16 protein-coding genes and 2 pseudogenes are annotated in these 16,839 nt (G+C 48.0%); 9 read left to right on the top strand and 9 right to left on the bottom strand.

Going from position 1 to position 16,839, the window contains the following annotated elements; all coding sequences use genetic code 11:
- Positions 1-15 precede the first annotated feature (15 nt).
- The 4 genes and pseudogenes from tnpC to ON05_RS23680 form a co-directional block, all read right to left on the bottom strand.
- A pseudogene (tnpC, locus tag ON05_RS23695) lies at positions 16-1,439 on the bottom strand (IS66 family transposase).
- A 123-nt stretch (positions 1,440-1,562) separates the two neighbouring features.
- Positions 1,563-3,086: pseudogene (locus ON05_RS23690) on the bottom strand (NACHT domain-containing protein); the annotation flags it as partial.
- A gap of 12 nt (positions 3,087-3,098) precedes the next feature.
- On the bottom strand, positions 3,099-4,187 hold the full coding sequence (locus tag ON05_RS23685) for an ISAs1 family transposase (RefSeq protein ID WP_262562326.1): 1,089 nt from the start codon (positions 4,185-4,187) through the stop codon (positions 3,099-3,101).
- Between the two features lie 41 nt (positions 4,188-4,228).
- Positions 4,229-4,612 (bottom strand): hypothetical protein, encoded by a 384-nt coding sequence (locus ON05_RS23680; RefSeq protein WP_262562325.1) that lies wholly within the window; start codon positions 4,610-4,612, stop codon positions 4,229-4,231.
- A 548-nt stretch (positions 4,613-5,160) separates the two neighbouring features.
- On the opposite strand from ON05_RS23680, the gene ON05_RS23675 reads away from it, so the two are divergent.
- Positions 5,161-7,050, top strand: a complete 1,890-nt coding sequence (locus ON05_RS23675) for a vanadium-dependent haloperoxidase (protein ID WP_010471680.1) — start codon at positions 5,161-5,163, stop codon at positions 7,048-7,050.
- On the opposite strand, the gene ON05_RS23670 is transcribed toward ON05_RS23675, so the two are convergent.
- The 3 genes from ON05_RS23670 to ON05_RS23660 form a co-directional block, all read right to left on the bottom strand.
- A complete protein-coding gene (locus tag ON05_RS23670; protein ID WP_175307197.1) occupies positions 7,028-7,201 on the bottom strand; it encodes a hypothetical protein in 174 nt (57 codons plus the stop codon). The two genes, ON05_RS23675 and ON05_RS23670, sit on opposite strands and share 23 nt — an antisense overlap.
- 247 nt (positions 7,202-7,448) lie before the next feature.
- Positions 7,449-7,847 (bottom strand): DUF4259 domain-containing protein, encoded by a 399-nt coding sequence (locus ON05_RS23665; protein ID WP_010471683.1) that lies wholly within the window; start codon positions 7,845-7,847, stop codon positions 7,449-7,451.
- A 195-nt stretch (positions 7,848-8,042) separates the two neighbouring features.
- Entirely contained in the window at positions 8,043-8,996 is a 954-nt protein-coding gene (locus ON05_RS23660) for a pentapeptide repeat-containing protein (RefSeq protein WP_010471685.1), read from the bottom strand.
- A 79-nt stretch (positions 8,997-9,075) separates the two neighbouring features.
- On the opposite strand from ON05_RS23660, the gene ON05_RS23655 reads away from it, so the two are divergent.
- A complete protein-coding gene (locus tag ON05_RS23655; protein WP_010471687.1) occupies positions 9,076-9,759 on the top strand; it encodes a bifunctional 2-polyprenyl-6-hydroxyphenol methylase/3-demethylubiquinol 3-O-methyltransferase UbiG in 684 nt (227 codons plus the stop codon).
- Here ON05_RS23655 and ON05_RS23650 read toward each other — a convergent pair.
- The gene (locus ON05_RS23650) at positions 9,756-10,241 is read right to left on the bottom strand and encodes a hypothetical protein (RefSeq protein WP_262562323.1); all 486 of its coding nucleotides are present in this window, start codon (positions 10,239-10,241) and stop codon (positions 9,756-9,758) included. The two genes, ON05_RS23655 and ON05_RS23650, sit on opposite strands and share 4 nt — an antisense overlap.
- A gap of 675 nt (positions 10,242-10,916) precedes the next feature.
- Between ON05_RS23650 and ON05_RS23645 the strand changes: the two genes are divergently transcribed.
- Genes ON05_RS23645 through ON05_RS23620 form a run of 6 tightly spaced genes read left to right on the top strand, consistent with a single transcriptional unit; the run spans position 10,917 to position 15,050 of the window.
- The gene (locus tag ON05_RS23645; protein WP_236618899.1) at positions 10,917-11,594 is read left to right on the top strand and encodes a formylglycine-generating enzyme family protein; all 678 of its coding nucleotides are present in this window, start codon (positions 10,917-10,919) and stop codon (positions 11,592-11,594) included.
- Positions 11,595-11,608: 14 nt separating this feature from the next.
- Positions 11,609-12,610 carry a GTP-binding protein gene (locus ON05_RS23640; RefSeq protein ID WP_010471693.1) on the top strand — a complete coding sequence of 334 codons (1,002 nt, stop codon included), beginning with the start codon at positions 11,609-11,611 and terminating at the stop codon, positions 12,608-12,610.
- Positions 12,607-13,353 carry a nitrile hydratase subunit beta gene (nthB, locus tag ON05_RS23635; protein ID WP_010471695.1) on the top strand — a complete coding sequence of 249 codons (747 nt, stop codon included), beginning with the start codon at positions 12,607-12,609 and terminating at the stop codon, positions 13,351-13,353. Before ON05_RS23640 ends, nthB begins: the two co-directional genes overlap by 4 nt.
- 3 nt (positions 13,354-13,356) lie before the next feature.
- The gene (gene nthA / locus ON05_RS23630) at positions 13,357-13,980 is read left to right on the top strand and encodes a nitrile hydratase subunit alpha (protein WP_010471697.1); all 624 of its coding nucleotides are present in this window, start codon (positions 13,357-13,359) and stop codon (positions 13,978-13,980) included.
- Between the two features lie 16 nt (positions 13,981-13,996).
- Entirely contained in the window at positions 13,997-14,344 is a 348-nt protein-coding gene (locus tag ON05_RS23625; protein WP_010471698.1) for a nitrile hydratase accessory protein, read from the top strand.
- A 43-nt stretch (positions 14,345-14,387) separates the two neighbouring features.
- Complete coding sequence (locus ON05_RS23620) at positions 14,388-15,050, top strand: HupE/UreJ family protein (RefSeq protein WP_010471701.1); 663 nt, start codon at positions 14,388-14,390, stop codon at positions 15,048-15,050.
- A gap of 104 nt (positions 15,051-15,154) precedes the next feature.
- Here ON05_RS23620 and ON05_RS23615 read toward each other — a convergent pair whose 3' ends face one another.
- Positions 15,155-16,165, bottom strand: coding sequence for a protochlorophyllide reductase (locus tag ON05_RS23615; protein WP_010471703.1), 1,011 nt, complete (start codon positions 16,163-16,165; stop codon positions 15,155-15,157).
- Between the two features lie 200 nt (positions 16,166-16,365).
- Between ON05_RS23615 and ON05_RS23610 the strand changes: the two genes are divergently transcribed.
- Positions 16,366-16,836 carry a Rad52/Rad22 family DNA repair protein gene (locus ON05_RS23610; protein WP_010471704.1) on the top strand — a complete coding sequence of 157 codons (471 nt, stop codon included), beginning with the start codon at positions 16,366-16,368 and terminating at the stop codon, positions 16,834-16,836.
- Positions 16,837-16,839: the final 3 nt, after the last annotated feature.

The raw sequence follows: 16,839 nt of genomic DNA, 5'->3' as shown, positions 1-16,839 counted from the left end.
AGGTTCGCTCTGCCGTTACTGCCCAGGCTGAAGCACTGGTCTAACAGGATTGTCAGCAAAAATACTTTTGAGTGCATCCAGTACAGGGATATCTTGCTTTCTCAAAGTTGAAATATAACCGCGAATGCGGCAGAACTGCTGGGCACCTGCCAAGGAGCGAAAACATCCCGATATCTTCTGCTTCAACTTCATCATGCGGATATCGCGCTCAGCCTGATTGTTATCAAAAGGCACCTGAAATCATACATAAACGCCAAGACAGCAGCTTGGTGCTTTCGAAGTCGGTCGAGCAAGTTTTTGGGTGTACTCTGCTTCTGCTTGCCTCGTTTCTTGGGTGCATTTTCATCGACGGTTGGCATTGGATTATGCTTGAATCCATCGGCTAACACTTGGCGATACCGCTGCTCAAACGCCTCGACTTGTCTCGCATCGAGAACGCTTAAGTGTTCAGCTTTTGCCCGCTCTACCTCAGCTTTGATATCTAGCAGCAGTGAGATCATCTCCTCAGCCCAAGGTTGTTTGTAGCGTTCAACAATAAATCGGAGTTCGCGCAAATGATGGGCATTGCATAAGCTATGCGTACAACCATAGCGGGCATAGCTCTTCCAACCATCATGAATACTCGTGCCCGTAAAGTTTGGCAGAATATCCATTTCGTCCATCGCTGCTGTGCCGCGTTTGGCATGGACAAAGTAGTAGGTTAATCCACTCGTACAAGCGACATGCAGCCACCACAACTTGCTGTTGACTCGCAACCCCGTCTCGTCAAAATGTCCCACAGCTGCTTGCTCAATAGCGTCTTTGATCTGGGCTTCAATCGGTTCTAATTGCTGGGCACAGGTTGTACGGGTGTTGCACAGGGTTCCTTCAGAAACCTGACAACCCAAGAGGTCTTTAAGCAGTTCACGGGTGCGCTCAAACGGCAACAGTTGAGCCTCCATCAAATACACCATCAAGCCTTTGAGATTACTGCCATACTGAACCACATTGGTGACATCGCTGGGGAATTTACCCCGGTTCAAGGTTTGACAGTGCTCACAATATTTGACTTCTGCTTGATGCTCGATGACCTGTAATGACAAGGAGGGCAGCTCATGAACCTGGCGCAGTTCATACTCAAGGACGGCGACCTCTGTTAACGAGGCACCACAGCCTTGACATTGAGTGACTGGATGTAACACTACGGCATCGACGGTTTCACGCCATTCCAAGGTACTACCGGGATGGCCTTTTTGACCCCCACTTTTACGCTTACTCTTACCCCGTAGACTTTTGGTCCGCTTCCCAAAGCCATCGCTTGAGGGTGGTTTACTACTGTTCCGACTATCTTTGCCAAGATGCTCTTCTAGTCGCTCTATCCGTTTAATAAGAAGGGTGACCAGCTCAACAACTGCATCCTCTCCTTGATGGTAGATTGCTCGAATATCAGATTCACTAATTTTCTGGTCAGAGACTTTCTTGTTCAACGAATGAGTACGGATTGACTGCTGGTGTGCTTAAAACATAGTCTCAGATAGAGTTATACCTTCATTCTCAACACAATGATTTAAGCCTGGGCAGTAACGCTCTGCCTTAATATCCCGCTCCATCTTCCGCCGCACGGCATACAGATACACCCGCACTAAATCAATTGGCTTGCCCGCAGTAATCTCCGGCAACGCATCCAAAATTAGCTCCGTCATCACTGGGCGACGAGCCAAATCCAAAAGCTGGGGATAGCCCATAATTTGCTGCACGGATTCCTCATCTGCCCGAAAGGACAGCACTTGCCGAATTTGCTCCTCATTAAACTTTTCCAGTTCCAGGACTTCAAATTGAGGCGGTTCCCCTGTCAAAGCCGCTGTCGAAGCCTTTAGCTCGGCATTCAATAAATCTCGCCCTTCCTTAGCTTCAGGAAAATGCTCCGTCCGACAGGTCAGAATAGCTTTTGATCCTGGCACCACCACCTTGGCCAGCTCCCAAAAATTGTTTATCATCTGTTGCCGATCGACCCGCGCTGCCATCTCATCAAAGCCATCAAAGATCAGCAGCAGCTTCCCCATTCGATTCAACTGTTCAAAAGCTGAATAGCCCGGAATCGGAATCTCATGCTTGCGAAAGAAAAACTCTGAAAACAGCGACTCCACGCTTACCGCTTTGGCATAATCTCGCAGCGGAATCACTAAAGGTAATCGCGGTCGCTCAGTTCCTCGTTGCTGTGCTTCGCGATAGTCTTGTAAAGCCTTCCAGGCATAGTGCAGCGTAAACCAAGTCTTTCCCGTCCCAAACTCTCCCAATACAGAAATATGTTCCTTGGCAGGGTCATCCAGCCACACATCCACATAGCCATCAATCCAACCATTCGCTTCGCCATATCGACTTAACGCAATTCGTTGTTGGGTTTGAGGACTAAATTCCTCCTTTGTACAGGCCAGGGGCACATATTGCTCATCAATCTGCCGACGCTGAATCTCCGACTCCAACCAAGTCAAATAGCCACTAAAATCCGCATCCTGATCCAGCAATTCATCAAAGGTGTAGCACTCCAAATGCTCATTCTCAGTTTGCGCCACCTCTTCCCTGGCTGCCTCGCTCATTCGACGACTACTGACCAGCCATCCTTCATCAGTACGTTGGCCTTTAACCGATTGCGCTAGAGCCTCAACATCTGCAACCCCCCCTTCGCCATCTACCCCCCTCACCAGCACCCGATTAAATCGCCGCCGACTCACTCGATAGGTAATAATCCACTCAAAATAGTCTGTTTCCCAAGCCTCATAAGACTCAAACTCATAGTCCAACGTCTCAAACCACCCCCGCATTTGCTGAGCCAACCCATAGGCTCGACAACTCTCTTGGGGGGATGAGTCACTGCCCGTCAGCATAAGTCCATCTTGAGAAACCAAGCGAGCCATCTCTGCCCGCATCGCTTCCACAGTAGGTAGCCGATTAAGTCTTTCTTGTACCCGATCTAAGCCATCTCGAAGACTGGCAATATTCTGATCTCGTCTGACCTCTGCAGGCTTTCTCGTCCGATTTGCCACTTCAAAAAAAATGGCACTGAAACGGGCAAATTCAAGCGGATAGTCAATTTCCTCAGCCCTAATCTCAGGGCTGTTTTAAGTTAGCAGCGAAAAAATAATATCGACCCGATTAGCAAGCTTAGTCATCGCGGTTTTGAGGGATTGATAGTCGTTTAGCCGCAGGATATTAATCCCAATAGTTCTAAGCACTGACCAATTGAGCAGTGCTTGTTCATCTTCGAGTCGATAATCATCTTCGCCAAAAACAACATCCTTCGGCCAATGCAACCGATTTTCAATGCCCCAATGTTCTCGGACCAGAGATTGCCAATGATGGGGTGAGGTGGCAGCTGAACTGATGTAATAGGCGGTATTGTGATACTCCTTTCCTTTGCGAGTGCCCCATCGTTGGACACAAAGCACAGAGCGAATTGCCTCCCATTCTTGTAGGGCTATGCCGACAGGCTCATAAACCTGTATACACCGATGTTCATCTCGTCCTCTACTTTGGGCGGAGTGGATGTGCTCAGCCATGGGTTTAAGACACTCAAAGTAAGTCTGGAGGTGGTCGTAAAGTCTTCCCTGATTGGATTTGACCGCCACAAGATAGTCGTTACCCGAGGCCACAATCTTCTCAAGTGTTTTTTGGGCGTGTAAGGCATCCATGGTAATCAGCAAGCCATCGAGTTGAAGGGTTTCCAACAAAGCCTGGACGACTTTGATTTCGCTATTATCCTCCTGAGTGAGGGCTTCGAGCTTGAGGGTGATGCCTGCTTCCACCGCAAATAAACTCACCAAGCCCACAAAACGCTGCTTCCCCTTGGCATCTGTCAGCCCCTGACGAATCCGTTTGCCATCAATGGAGGCTGCATAATTATCGGGAGAGTGAGTCTGGGCTTTCGAGAGCATCCATGCTTCAAATTGGTGGCTCAACGCTTGGAAGTCAAGCCCCTTCATCACTCGACGAAAGGTACAGTGAGACGGAACTTCGAGGCTCTCAAGCCCCAATAGCTCACTTAAAGGCTGGCGATAATCGCTCACAAAGGTTTCTAACGGACGGTACCCTTGATATCCAGCAAGCATGCCCATCACCATCAATAGCAACAGCAGCCATAACGGATGAATACGGCCATGGGCACTGCGGAAATCCGGGACTTGCTTCAAAGTATCGATTAGATGGCTCATCGGTCTCTCTACTGTTGGTCAGTAGAACCATCCTATTTTTTCTAGGAGGAACGTAAAACAACCCTGGCCCTAATCTCATCCCCTAAAGCAAAATCATGAACATATCGCTCCCCTTCAGCTAGCAAAATATTGGGATTATTGTGCTCAAATGACTCCCTGAAGATCCGGCAAATTTCATCCTGCCGCAATAACTCCAACATTAACGGAGGTTTGCCCACACCATATTCCACCAGAGCATAGGCATATGCACCACTAAAGTCAGCAGGCGGGTGTTCAGGAACCAGGTCAAATTGCGTGAGCAGCTTAATCACGACCTCATTCCGTTGCAGTTTATTAGCTGCAACAGGTGCGGCAATTTTTGCAATTGCTCCAACAAGGGGACCTATTTCGATTGCTCCAACAAGGGGACCTATTTCGATTGGCACAAATTCGCTCCCAGAATATAGCTCAGGCCGTAATCTGCCTAGCTGTCATTATGCAAGCAATTTTTTGCCAACACCTTCAGTGCTTATTTTTGTTTAACGATGCAGAAACAAAACAATGAATAAACGGTCATGCAATATATACACTAAAGATATAAGTTTTTGGCTTTTACCTAACCATAATCAAATGCTAAACATTTTTTCGCAGACATGATAGAAATTGGAACTTAACAATAAGAACAACACTATCTCACTCGCTATTGTGAAGATAATCTCAACACTGTAGAGAACCCACAATTCGGCGATGCTTCCATCTCTCTTAATTCTTCGATAAAGCAGTTAGGCATAAGAGCTACCGAACAGCTGAATATCACATCAATAGGGTTAGCCAATGATATTTACTCTCTAGTGCTTATCAGTAAGGGCAAACTCTAAAACCACTTTCTCAAATGTGATGTTTTACAAATATCGCATAATTTTTTTGCTTGTCCCTGACAGCTTATCCAGAAGTATATAACTGACTACTCTACACACACTAAAGGAAGATTTCTATGACAGATCGTCGACAAGATTCCTATGCAGTTCGAGTTGAAGCCGCAGAGCTAGCTAGAAGTCGAAATCATCCTGACCATAAGGCCAACGGCGATGAAGAACGATACGCTGGTGCTAAATATTTCATGTCCTTTACTAAAGGACTCCCCCATAACCGAAAAACCGGACTCCTAGAAGATTCTCAAGATTTTGTCGAATTCCGCCGTGCTATTGATGATGGCTTTATCGATGCTTTCACTTCGCCTGTTCGACATGGTGCTAAGTTTGCACTAAATGAAGAATCAGGCAAAGTTGAGGAGATTTGCGAGCCAGAAGATTTCCGACAATGGGAAGCTCCTACGGCTGGCGTTGTTTTTGAGCTAGAAGGCCCAGATGCTCAGGCTGTAACGATGCCCCCAGCCCCACCATTGCTGGATGCCAGTGGGAAACCTAATCCAGAGCTGGTCCTAGAAATGGCAGAAGTATATGAATTGGCCATTCTTCGCGATCAACCTTTCAATAATTTCGAAAAAGATAAAGCCAATGGTGATATTGAAAGTTCGATTAATCGCCTCAACAAATTGAGCTATGTTAAAAATCAAACGGGACGCCCCCGAAAGGTTAATCTAAAGACTCGTGAGCTTGATGCTCAAACCGTATTCCGTGGTTCATCTCCAGGTGTAGAAGTTGGCCCCTATATATCTCAATTCTTATTGATAGGTAATACCGATATCAATGGGGGTGGAGGAAAAGTTGCAGAAGGAAAGATCACCTACGGTGTTCTCCAGATTGACCAGAGGGTCCCCGTTGCTAAACCCAGTGTTGATTATATGACTGAGATGGGGGAGTATGTCCGAATTCAAAGAGGCTTGCTACCTAAAACAAATCCAGAGATCTACATAAAAGCAGGTGGTACTGATGCGATTGCACCAGATCGTCCTGGTCGACGGTTTATTTCAACTCCCCGTGATTTAGCAACTTACGTTCACTATGATGCGCTGTACGAAGCTTATCTCAATGCCTGTATCATTCTTTTGGGAATGAAGACACCCTTTGATCCAGGGTTCGATCATTTATCGGGTGTAGGTGAAGCAGCAAATTCTCCCACTACTAAGCGCAATGCAGGTGGATTTGCATTGTATGGTGGACCTCATATTTTGAACTTAGTCACTGAAGTTGCAACGCGGGCCTTAAAAGCCGTCCGATTTCAAAAGTTCAACAATCATATTCGACTTCGTCCAGAAGCCCTTGCTGCAAGAATTGAGCTTGTGCGCCGTCTGGGTAGTCCCCCTGTAAGTCCCCCTGTAGATGAGAAAGAGCGTCTTTCAGAAAAAGAGAAAGCGGCTGTTCCTCAGCTACTCAAGAAACACATTGCTAATTTCTCCACAGAACTGAAACCAACACTAGATGCTCTTGAAGGGAATTATTTTCTACCAATGGCATTTCCTGAAGGTTCACCAATGCACCCTGCTTATGGAGCAGGCCATGCAACCGTGGCAGGAGCATGTGTAACGATCCTCAAGGCATTCTTTGATACGAGTGCTGTACTAGCAGTATCAGGTGATACAGTGGCTTTCAAACGTCAAGAGAGCGATGATTCCCCAATTGTTTTTAGGGCACCTGACCTATCAAGTCCAAGTGATGCTCCCTCAGGAAATTTAGTGGAAGATAGAGAGATTAAATATTTTCTAACATTGGAAGGCGAGCTGAATAAGCTTGCAGCCAACATCTCTATTGGTCGAGATATGGCAGGGGTTCATTACTTCACTGACTACTACGACAGTTTACGAATGGGTGAAGAAATTGCAATTGGGATTCTGGAAGAGCAGGCTCTAACCTACTCAACCGATCCCTTTGTCTTATCAGTGCCTACCTTTGATGGCGATGTTAGAAGGATTGGTCGCCGATGAGTCGTCCAGCCCGTCGTCCCTCTAGAATCCGACCACCCCACCGGGGGAGAACGCCATCAGTGTCATCTGCCAATCGGCTCACTCGTGAAGTGCAGCCGTTTGTGCGCCCAGTTCCTCCGCGAACTGGGGGTCGCAGAACGACTCCTGTCACTCCACCACCTGATGGACCTTGTGGGAAACTGTCTGTCCAAGAAAGAAGAGCACTGTTGCTGGTAGCGCTCGCAATCTTATTGGCTTTGGTTTTTATTCAAATGAACTCTAACCTAGTCGCTCCTTAAGTCGAGAAAAGATCAGCAGCGCTGTCTTTTATTAACGAATCAGGAGGGTAACCACAAGTAATTGAGGGTGCCCTCCTGATTCATTTACAGATGTCTTTACTGTTTCAGATGGTAACTATATCAATATGGCAATCGCGTTAGTAAATCTTCCAAGCTCGATTGCCACGCCTCAAAATCCTCGGATTCTTGCCATAAATCCTTAAGCTCAGAATTAGACATAATCACTTCCACCGCTTGCCTTGCCTTAGCCACCAACGTTGCTGAAGGGGAGGTGCGCTCCTCAACCCATGCATCAATTTCATCTGGGCAATCTTCGTGGGGTTCTCCTAAAAGGGCTGCAACGGCTTCTGCTGCTACTACAGCGCCTGAACATTCTGGAGCTTCGGGATAGTCATCTGCTTGGTCAATAATGGTGTTGAGCGTATCAATGATCATGCCATCGTCTGAGTAGCCTTCTAGGTCAGCTACCCAGTCCATCGCATCGTCATTTTCAAAGTTGCCATATCCCCATGCACCCATAGTTATCCCCTCTATTAATCACGGAATAATTTATACCGAGAATTGCAATTTTTCCAAGAAGAATACGATTTTTGCATCAATATCAGCATTATTCGCCTTGGGATAAAAAGCAACCCATTTAACTAAAAAAATGGTCTTTGCGTGATAGATGCTTGAATATGTTAATTTACACAACAATCTTGATAACATTCTGCGTCAAACCTTGCCAGCCGTTAAAAGCTGTTCATCATAAGCTTGTTTGATAAACGATTCAATATTCTCCAGATCTGAATGGTTATCCACTTTCAGGCGAATGCTATAAGTCCCGCCATGTTTTTTTTCAATATCGCGAATCTCAATCTCGTCCTGATTAAATTTGGTACATAGCGATTGAAACGCCTGCAAAAAAGCGAGCCAATCAATACCATCCATAAAGATCAAATCGAGGGTTGCTAGCTTCGGTTGCACGAGCTTTCTAAATGCATCAGGGGTAAAGTCTCCTTCGGATGGATGACGATCCTGCTGGTCAGCCTGTAGATAAATATGGAGGCACTCAATATCATCAAGCTTAGTTTCGATACTAATGTCCCAGTTTTGCAGACAAGCCCCCGTAAAAATGGCTTGAGTGAAATCTGCCGCAATAGCAATTGTTGATTCAAGGGCAGCCGTTCTCAGGTCAGCCCCTCGCAGATCGGCCCAAGTTAAGTCAGCCTCCAATAGGTCAGCCCCTCGCAAATCGGCCCAGCGGAATTCAGCCCGTCTGAAATCGGTCTCCGCTAAGGTGGAATGACAAAGATTGGAACCACTCAAGGTTGCTCCCTGAAGATTGGCTTGGGTCAGATTAGCAAAGGAGAGGTCGACCCAGCGCATGGTTGCCCCTTGCAGGTTGGCTTGGCTGAGATTGACATGTTCCAGGTTGGTACCGCTTAAATCTGTACCTGTTAGCTGTGCGCCGACCAGTTGGGCTTGGCTGAGATTGGCCCAACGAATAAAAGTACGGCTAAGGTTGGCTTGGGTAAGATTGGCTCCACTGAGGTTAATCTCGCAACAGTCTTTCCCGCTGAGATTGGCTGCTTGTAAGTCTGGACTAACCGTGGGATTATCCTGCCGCCATTGATTCCAGGCTTCTGTCCCTTTCTCCAGAATCTGAAAATGCTCTGAATTCGCCATACCTGCCCCCAAAGCTGGTTTGTTCGATCATTCATTACTAGTCTGCCCTGCAATACTTGAGAAGAAACCCTAAAAGAATATGTTTGAAGAACAGCCCCACTCTGTGCAAAATCGGGTTAAATCTTTAGCCTCCGAAGCCCAAGCCCAAAACCAGCCCTATGCTTGGTTTGAACCTCTATATGCTCAAGCCAATGGCAATGCAGATCAAGTGCCTTGGGCCAAAGCCACGGCTCATCCTTATTTACAAGCTTGGCTACCAGAACAACCCCAACCCCCAGCTCAGAGCAAAGCCCTGGTGATTGGCTGTGGGTTGGGAAATGACGCTGAGGCTCTACAAGACTATGGGTATCAGGTGACTGCGTTTGATGTATCACCCACTGCGATCGCATGGTGCCATCAACGCTTCCCGAACTCGGCAGTGGACTACCAAGTCGCCGATCTTTTTCACCTAGATCCCGACTGGAACCAGGCGTTTGATTTGGTCTATGAATGCCGCAATATTCAAGCGTTGCCCATCCCTTTACGTCCACAAGTCGTGGGTGCGATCGCACCGCTCGTTGCCAAAACAGGTCAGCTCCTCGTTGTGACCCGAATTCGTGCCAATGAACAAGCGTGTGAGGGACCTCCCTGGCCCTTGTCCCCCTTGGAACTGGCTGAATTTGAGAATTATGGGCTGGTCGAAATAGAGCGAGCCACCTTTGTAGAAGGCGAAACCATCACCGTTCAGCAGGCGAGAATACTCTACCAATATCCTCAGGGTTAATTGCTGCCCACACAGCGATCATGAACCCACATCATGTCTACGATTTGGGGTGGGGTTTGGTCTGAGATTTGACCTCGACGTTGATAGTAGTCAAAACTTCCTAAGTCTGTAATAAAGGCATACTTTGGGGCTTGCGGCTCTCGTCCAAAGATCACAGGAGTCGCTGATTTAAAGTCTGGGCTAAAAAAGTTCAAGCGGAAGCTTTGGATTTGTTGTTTAGTCTTTGGCTGCCATAGTAATGAGATGGAGCCATAACCATTCGCCTGGGTTAGGTTAAATCGATACAGCGGATCTTGTTGGGAATGTTGGATCGTGGCCGAGGCTAGAAAGGGTGATCCGGTTTTTGGAACCCCAAACACTAATTCAAAACCTTTGCCGTCAGCATCTCGGTAAACACTCTGAGAAATTTTACAGGGGGTTGCAAGGACTGACTCCGATAAAAGGAGTATCCCCAGACTGCATAGACAAATTTTCATCATCATTCCCTGTGCCTACACCCGTTCAATAAAGGCAGCGCTGTAGCCATCATGCCTCAATATCAAAGCATCTAGTTAAAACACAGCGTCAGTCCATGCAGATACCCGCCTCTGCACACCGTTCAAACGGTTCAAAAAGCCAATGCAAGAAATCAATTAGCATCTTAATTCGACATAATTGAAGCCCGCCTTTATTTGCTGAATACAAGCATGAAGTCTGTTCATTATTATTGAACTTTTATGACATAACGAGAGAACGTATCAGGTAATACATAAAGCTTGCTGTAATTCTCTTACATTCACTACAGGTAAAAAATAAAATATTGGTATTATCAGTCTTCTATAAAAAACATTATTATTAAAAAGTTTTATCTAGACTAAGATCCCTTCTTTATTAAGCCTGCTGACAGTTGTTAACCCCATATTCGGAGGTTTAGTTTGGTGGTAAAACGTCGCAGATTCCTTCAGTTTGCTGGACTTGGAAGTATTTCTCTTGCCTGTTCAATACAGGGTAAGCTTCAGGATTTAAAGTTTTTTCAATCACAACCCTTAACTTCAGTTGATTTACAGAACTTTGAGTATGAGACACCAAAAATTAATCGAAAGGGGCAGTTAGTTGGTCTTCAAAAGCTAAGTAACCAGTTTTTTTTAGAGTCCTTAGATTCTCAACAAGCATTAAACATGGTAGCCATCCCATCTAGTCAATCCTGGGTCAGATGGGTTCATTCTAAACATCGCAATTTCGCCCAAGCTCGGCATACTAGCGAACCAGCCTTTTTTATTAGTCAATGTCCCATTACCCAAGCCCAGTGGGCGGCAGTCGCAGCGTTACCAAAAGTAAAGCGAGAACTGGATCCTGCCCCCTCCCATTTTCAGGGTTCTCGCCGTCCAGTGGAGAGTATCTCTTGGCTAGAGGCGGTCGAATTCTGTGTTCGCCTCAGCCATCTAACGGGACGGACCTACCAATTACCCACAGAAGCTCAGTGGGAACAAGCCTGTCGGGCGGGTAGCCAGACCCCGTTCCATACCGGAGCAACTATCACCAGCGAATGGGCCGACTATGTGGGCACATACACCTATGCAGGAGAAGCCGCAGGCACGTATCGGCGACAAACCCTGGACGTAGGCAGCTTTGCCCCGAATGCTTTTGGGTTACACGACATGCACGGCAACGTGTGGGAATGGTGTGCGGATCGGTGGCAAAGAACCGATGCTCGAAATACCCTGGCACAGCGGTCTATTCGGGGTGGGGGCTGGTTAGATCCTCCAGAGCGACTGCGCTCGGCCAGCCGTTCCGGTTATGACCCCAATGCCCTCAACCGGACGATTGGATTTCGAGTCATGACGGTATTGAGTTAGGGCAGGAGAACACAATGGCATTGATCCAAAAGATTCCGGTTACCGTTTTGACGGGGTACTTGGGAGCAGGAAAGACCACTCTACTGAACCGCATTCTGACAGAAGAGCACCATCAACGGATAGCGGTGATTGTCAACGAATTTGGTGAGGTCGGTATCGATCATCAGTTGGTGATTGATGCCGATGAAGAAGTCTTTGAAATGAACAATGGCTGCATCTGCTGCACCGTTCGCGGAGACTTAATTCGGATTATTGGCAACCTGATGCAGCGGCGAGACCGCTTTGATCACTTGGTGATTGAAACGACGGGCCTTGCCGATCCAGCCCCCGTGATCCAGTCCTTTTTTGTCGATGAAGTGATGCTGCGGCAAACCCAACTCGATGCCGTCGTCACCGTCGTAGATGCCAAGCATATTTGGGACCACTGGGAGAGTAGTGAAGCCCAAGAGCAAATTGCTTTTGCGGATGTGATTTTGCTGAATAAGCAGGATTTGGTCTCACCGGAAATTCTGACGGCCCTGACGCAACAGGTAAGGAGCATCAATGCGATCGCAACCCTACATCCCACCACCCACTGCAAGATGGACCTCACTCAACTTCTGGGGGTCCAAGCCTTTAACCTCAGCCATGCCCTCAGCATCGACCCCGAGTTTTTAGACGAAGATGCCCACGAACATGATCAAACCGTCTCCTCTGTTGCCATTACCGAGACGGGCACCGTAGACAGCGTCAAACTCAATCGATGGCTCTACCAGCTCGTTCAAGCTCGCGGCCCCGATCTGTTTCGGATGAAAGGCATTTTGGATATGGATAACGCCGATCGTCGGTTTGTTTTTCAAGGGGTGCATATGACCTTAGACGGCAGGCCCGGTAAACCCTGGCGTCCGGGGGAAACCCGCCGCAATGAATTGGTCTTTATCGGCAGAAATCTTGATGAAACCAAACTGCGTACTGGTTTTCAGAGCTGTTTGGCCCAGCCCCTTTCCCCAGCCTTAACTGCAGAGGTATACGCATGAAACTACAGCACAATCTAGGGGGCCTCGAAGGGCTCGATCCCATTAACGTTGAAAAACAAGTATTTGTGGAACCCTGGGAAAAGCGGATCTTCGGTATCCACACTGCCATGATGGCCCTGAGCAATCACCTGGATACCGCTCTGCCGAATTATGAGATTGCCAAAGTCCCCACCCAATTTAAGAGCTTCTGGACCTGGGGGCATCTGCGCAAAGGGGCTGAAGCCATGCATCCCTTTGAGTATTTCCGGCTACGGTATTACGAAAAATGGCTGGGGGGGATTTCGGGCTTCTTTGTGGAAGAAGGCTACATTACCCAAGAAGAACTCGATACCCGCACCGCTGAGTTTTTAGAAGACAGCACGAAAGCTGCCGCTCCCCTCCCCAAGGGTGGCAAAGCTGGAATCGATACCCAGGTCGATAAATACTTGCGAGAAGGGGACTCACCGATGCGGCCCGCCCCGGCCCCGCCCAAATTTAAAGTGGGGGATCGCGTCAAAGTCAAAAATGTTCATCCTGGTGCCCATAGTCGCTTGCCTGGGCAGTTGCGAGATAGAGAAGCGGTGGTGGTCTTGGTCTATGAAGGGGCCTTTACCTACTTCTTCCCCACTGAAGATGGGATTGGTACGCCCATGCCGGTGTATAGCCTGCTGTTCCAGCCCCAAGATATTTGGCCTGAATCTCTGACTGAGCCCAATTCTGTTTACTACAACGATATTTTTGAAGTTTATTTGGAAGCCGCCTAGATTATGCCTAGCAATTACCCTGGATTTAAATATGGCGCCGATCGGGAAACTTACAGTGCTGCCAAGGTTAAGGCTTTGGAATCCTTGCTGATCGAAAAAGGGATTATCACTGGCAAGACCGTCGATCAAATCCTCAGCTACTTTGAAACGGAAATGGGGCCGTTTAACGGAGCCAAGTTGGTGGCCAAAGCCTGGGTGGATTCGGAATTCAAACAGCGGCTGTTGGCCGATTGTAATGCCGCCTGCCAAGAACTAGACTTTCCTGCAGGCATGTCCGGGGCGGAAGGGGAGCATATGCGGATTGTCGAGAATACCCCCGAGGTCCATAACGTTATTGTTTGTACCTTATGCTCTTGCTATCCTTGGCCCACCTTGGGCTTACCCCCCTACTGGTTTAAAGATCCAACGTTCCGGGCACGGGTGGTCAGAGAACCCCGTGTGGTCCTCAAAGAATTTGGCGTCACCCTGGACGATTCTGTAGAGGTACGAGTCTGGGATAGCAGTGCTCAGATTCGCTGGTGGGTCTTGCCCATGCGGCCAGCGGGGACTGAGGGTATGAACGAGGCCCAATTGGCTGATCTACTAACGCCAGAAGCCATGATGGGTGTTGCCACCGTGCAAGTCTAGGAGGAGGATGACAGTCATGTTTACCCAGTTTGAGCATTTTGCCGCAACCAGTTTGATGGGGTCGCCCGAAGAAGCTCCTCCCCGCCAAGACGGTCACCTTCATTTCGCACGGGATTGGGAAAAGCTGGCCTTTGGGGTCGCCATTGCCCTCTCAAAACAGGGGCATTTTGAATGGGAAGCCTTCCGCCAAACCTTAATCGAGACCATCGATGAGTGGGAAACCACCCATTCCCTAGATGATCCGGAATGGGACTATTATCAATGTTGGTTAACCGCTTTAGAAAAAGTAGCCGTTGAGTCTGGGGTCATTGCTGCTGGTGAACTAGAGGCCCAACTGGCCCAACTGTTGGATTGTAAGGGATAGCCCCCTATTGAAGTTGCATCATCTATCTGAGGAAAGCCAATCGATGACCATTTCCACCCGATCCCGCAGCCCCTTCACTAGCCGTCGGCTAGGACTGGGCATTACCCTAGGGATCCTCACCTTACTGACCTGTTCTTCCCCGGTTTTCGCCCATCATCCTTTGGGTGGGCGGTTACCAGCCAATGCCTTTGAAGGGTTTATGTCTGGGATGGGACATCCCGTGATTGGCATGGATCATCTGGCCTTTGTGATTGCTGCTGGCCTGGTGGCGGCCTTGATGCGCAAAGGGGTGCTGGTACCGATAGTATTTGTACTAGGGTCCCTAGCAGGCACAGGCATCCATTTACAGGCCCTCGATTTGCCTGCTCCTGAATTGTTTATTTCCGCTTCAGTCCTAGCATTTGGCTTAGTCTTAGCCCGAGGATTACAAACTAATATTTGGTTGATATCGCTGCTGGGTGCAGCTGCAGGTGTGTTTCATGGCTATGCCTATGGTGAAGCCATTGTTGGTGCGGAGATGACGCCTACCCTGTCCTACTTGCTCGGGTTTGTCTCCATTCAGCTAGTAATTAGTCTAGTGGCCTGGACCATGGGTAAAGCCATTCAGAAAAAGAATCAGAGCCAAGGTTTGTTGAATTTAAGATTTGCCGGATTTATCCTGAGCGGTATGGGAGCTGCGTTTCTGAGTTCTGTTGTCCTGGGTTAATTTAAACTGTAAGTCTGATTCATTAGGCCATTCGTCTGGTTTAAATCGGAAGAGCGCCGTGGGATTCCGCGGCGCTCTGTTTTTGATGCCAAAGTAGATCTGAATTAGTGAGAGGTACTCATCTGGGGCATGGAGGTATCTTGGCTGGAGAGACCCACCAGACCTTCACTCAAGTCCCAAAGTCGTTGTGCTTTAGCATCATCTAAAGACTCGTTAGACATCTCTTGCTCAAAGGAGGGGCGACCTTCCTTCTGGCGATTCCCCCAGCTCCAGTACACACCAGACTTGCCGAAAAGTGGATCAGAAACGACCTGGGCCACTCGGGTGCCAGCTAGTTCTTCCGTGACAAAGCCACCGGTGATAAAGCGCTGGAACTTTGGAAATAGGAATCTAAAGAGAGAGAAATGATCGCGGAATAATCCTGTGGTCGCCACACATCCAGGATAGAGGGCGCTAAAGGTAATTCCCGTAGAATCATGATAACGACGATGGAGTTCACGCATGGTCAGCATGTTGCAAAGTTTGCTGTCCTTATAGGCCTTACCGGGCTTAAATTTCTTGCCATTAATCATGGAGACAGGCGCTTTGAAGCCAGCTTCCAGACCTCTCATATCGCCCAAATCAGGCGGTGCAGGAATGGGGATTTTGCCGCCCAGCTCTTTGGGATTGGCGGTTACGGTTCCGAGGATAATCAGACGGCGCTGATCATACCCAGACCGCATTAAATCTTCCAGCATCAGATTACAGAGCAGGAAATGCCCCAAATGGTTGGTACCTACGTTTAGCTCATACCCTTCTGCTGTATGCAGCGGCTTCTTAAGCAGGGGCATATAGATAGCTGCGTTACAGACGAGAGCATCTAAAGAACGGCCCATTTCCCGAAAGTCTTTTACAAATCGGTGAATGCTCTCAAAGCAAGCCAGATCAAGATGGATGACAGTGTAGCTGTCGCGGGGAATGCCTACAGATTGGGCAGCCGTTTCTGCCTTCAGAAAATTGCGGCACGCCATAATCACGTGCCACTTACCGGTGAGGGCTAAGGCTTTAGCTGCATATAAACCGACGCCTGAAGACGCTCCGGTAACCACCACTGTTTGTTTTTGCTGTTGTTCCATTTGTCAGGCTTCTTAAGCTTTTTTGACTTAAATTTACTAATCTTCAGGTTCACACAACAAAAAGGGTTTCAGTGGATTCTGCAATAAACCTTAAGGAATCATCGACCAAAGACTGATAAATGGTTTCGGTATTTTGCTTATTGTCACTGTATTTATATGGGTATAATATAGTACAATTATACTATAAAGCTATCGAAGTCATGAAGACTGAACTTCTAGACCAACTCAAAGCTCCCTTCCCCGCCGCAGAGCATCAAGATCGAACTCTGCCAGGAGGCGGTAAGTGGTTCTTTATCCCTTGGCAGCGAATTCGCAAACGACTCAATGAGGTTTGTCCAGACTGGTCCGTTTCCTATAGCGATCCTGTGATCGTTGGGGAATATGTGGTGGTGCGTTGTCAGCTCACCCTAGAGGGATTAACCCGAGAAGGTGTGGGAAACGACAAAGCTTATCCCGAAAAGCAAACCTATGGCACACCCATTGAACGAGCGATTGCTGATGCCTTTAAAAATGCAGCTGAACAATTTGGCGTTGGGGCCTACCTGGACAATCAAGAATTTGTGATCAGGCATATGCAGAAGCAGGGGGACGGCAGAGCCTATGCTTATTCCGATATACGACAGCAAATTCGCACCCAAAAGAATCGTCAACCCCTGAAAAAAGCAGGGTAGCAA

The sequence above is a fragment of the Acaryochloris sp. CCMEE 5410 genome (assembly GCF_000238775.2).
Taxonomy (GTDB): domain Bacteria; phylum Cyanobacteriota; class Cyanobacteriia; order Thermosynechococcales; family Thermosynechococcaceae; genus Acaryochloris.
Note: the sequence above shows the minus strand (reverse complement) of the source record. Positions and strands in the feature narration are given on the sequence as shown.

What these genes read in the sequence shown, in the direction of transcription:
- ON05_RS23615 (WP_010471703.1), bottom strand. Translation starts at nt 16,165, where the DNA reads ATGGAACAACAGCAAAAACAAACAGTGGTGGTTACCGGAGCGTCTTCA.
- ON05_RS23620 (WP_010471701.1), top strand. Translation starts at nt 14,388, where the DNA reads ATGACCATTTCCACCCGATCCCGCAGCCCCTTCACTAGCCGTCGGCTA.
- nthA (WP_010471697.1), top strand. Translation starts at nt 13,357, where the DNA reads ATGCCTAGCAATTACCCTGGATTTAAATATGGCGCCGATCGGGAAACT.
- ON05_RS23640 (WP_010471693.1), top strand. Translation starts at nt 11,609, where the DNA reads ATGGCATTGATCCAAAAGATTCCGGTTACCGTTTTGACGGGGTACTTG.
- nthB (WP_010471695.1), top strand. Translation starts at nt 12,607, where the DNA reads ATGAAACTACAGCACAATCTAGGGGGCCTCGAAGGGCTCGATCCCATT.
- ON05_RS23665 (WP_010471683.1), bottom strand. Translation starts at nt 7,847, where the DNA reads ATGGGTGCATGGGGATATGGCAACTTTGAAAATGACGATGCGATGGAC.
- ON05_RS23655 (WP_010471687.1), top strand. Translation starts at nt 9,076, where the DNA reads ATGTTTGAAGAACAGCCCCACTCTGTGCAAAATCGGGTTAAATCTTTA.
- ON05_RS23650 (WP_262562323.1), bottom strand. Translation starts at nt 10,241, where the DNA reads ATGATGATGAAAATTTGTCTATGCAGTCTGGGGATACTCCTTTTATCG.
- ON05_RS23610 (WP_010471704.1), top strand. Translation starts at nt 16,366, where the DNA reads ATGAAGACTGAACTTCTAGACCAACTCAAAGCTCCCTTCCCCGCCGCA.
- ON05_RS23685 (WP_262562326.1), bottom strand. Translation starts at nt 4,187, where the DNA reads ATGAGCCATCTAATCGATACTTTGAAGCAAGTCCCGGATTTCCGCAGT.
- ON05_RS23625 (WP_010471698.1), top strand. Translation starts at nt 13,997, where the DNA reads ATGTTTACCCAGTTTGAGCATTTTGCCGCAACCAGTTTGATGGGGTCG.
- ON05_RS23660 (WP_010471685.1), bottom strand. Translation starts at nt 8,996, where the DNA reads ATGGCGAATTCAGAGCATTTTCAGATTCTGGAGAAAGGGACAGAAGCC.
- ON05_RS23675 (WP_010471680.1), top strand. Translation starts at nt 5,161, where the DNA reads ATGACAGATCGTCGACAAGATTCCTATGCAGTTCGAGTTGAAGCCGCA.
- ON05_RS23645 (WP_236618899.1), top strand. Translation starts at nt 10,917, where the DNA reads ATGGTAGCCATCCCATCTAGTCAATCCTGGGTCAGATGGGTTCATTCT.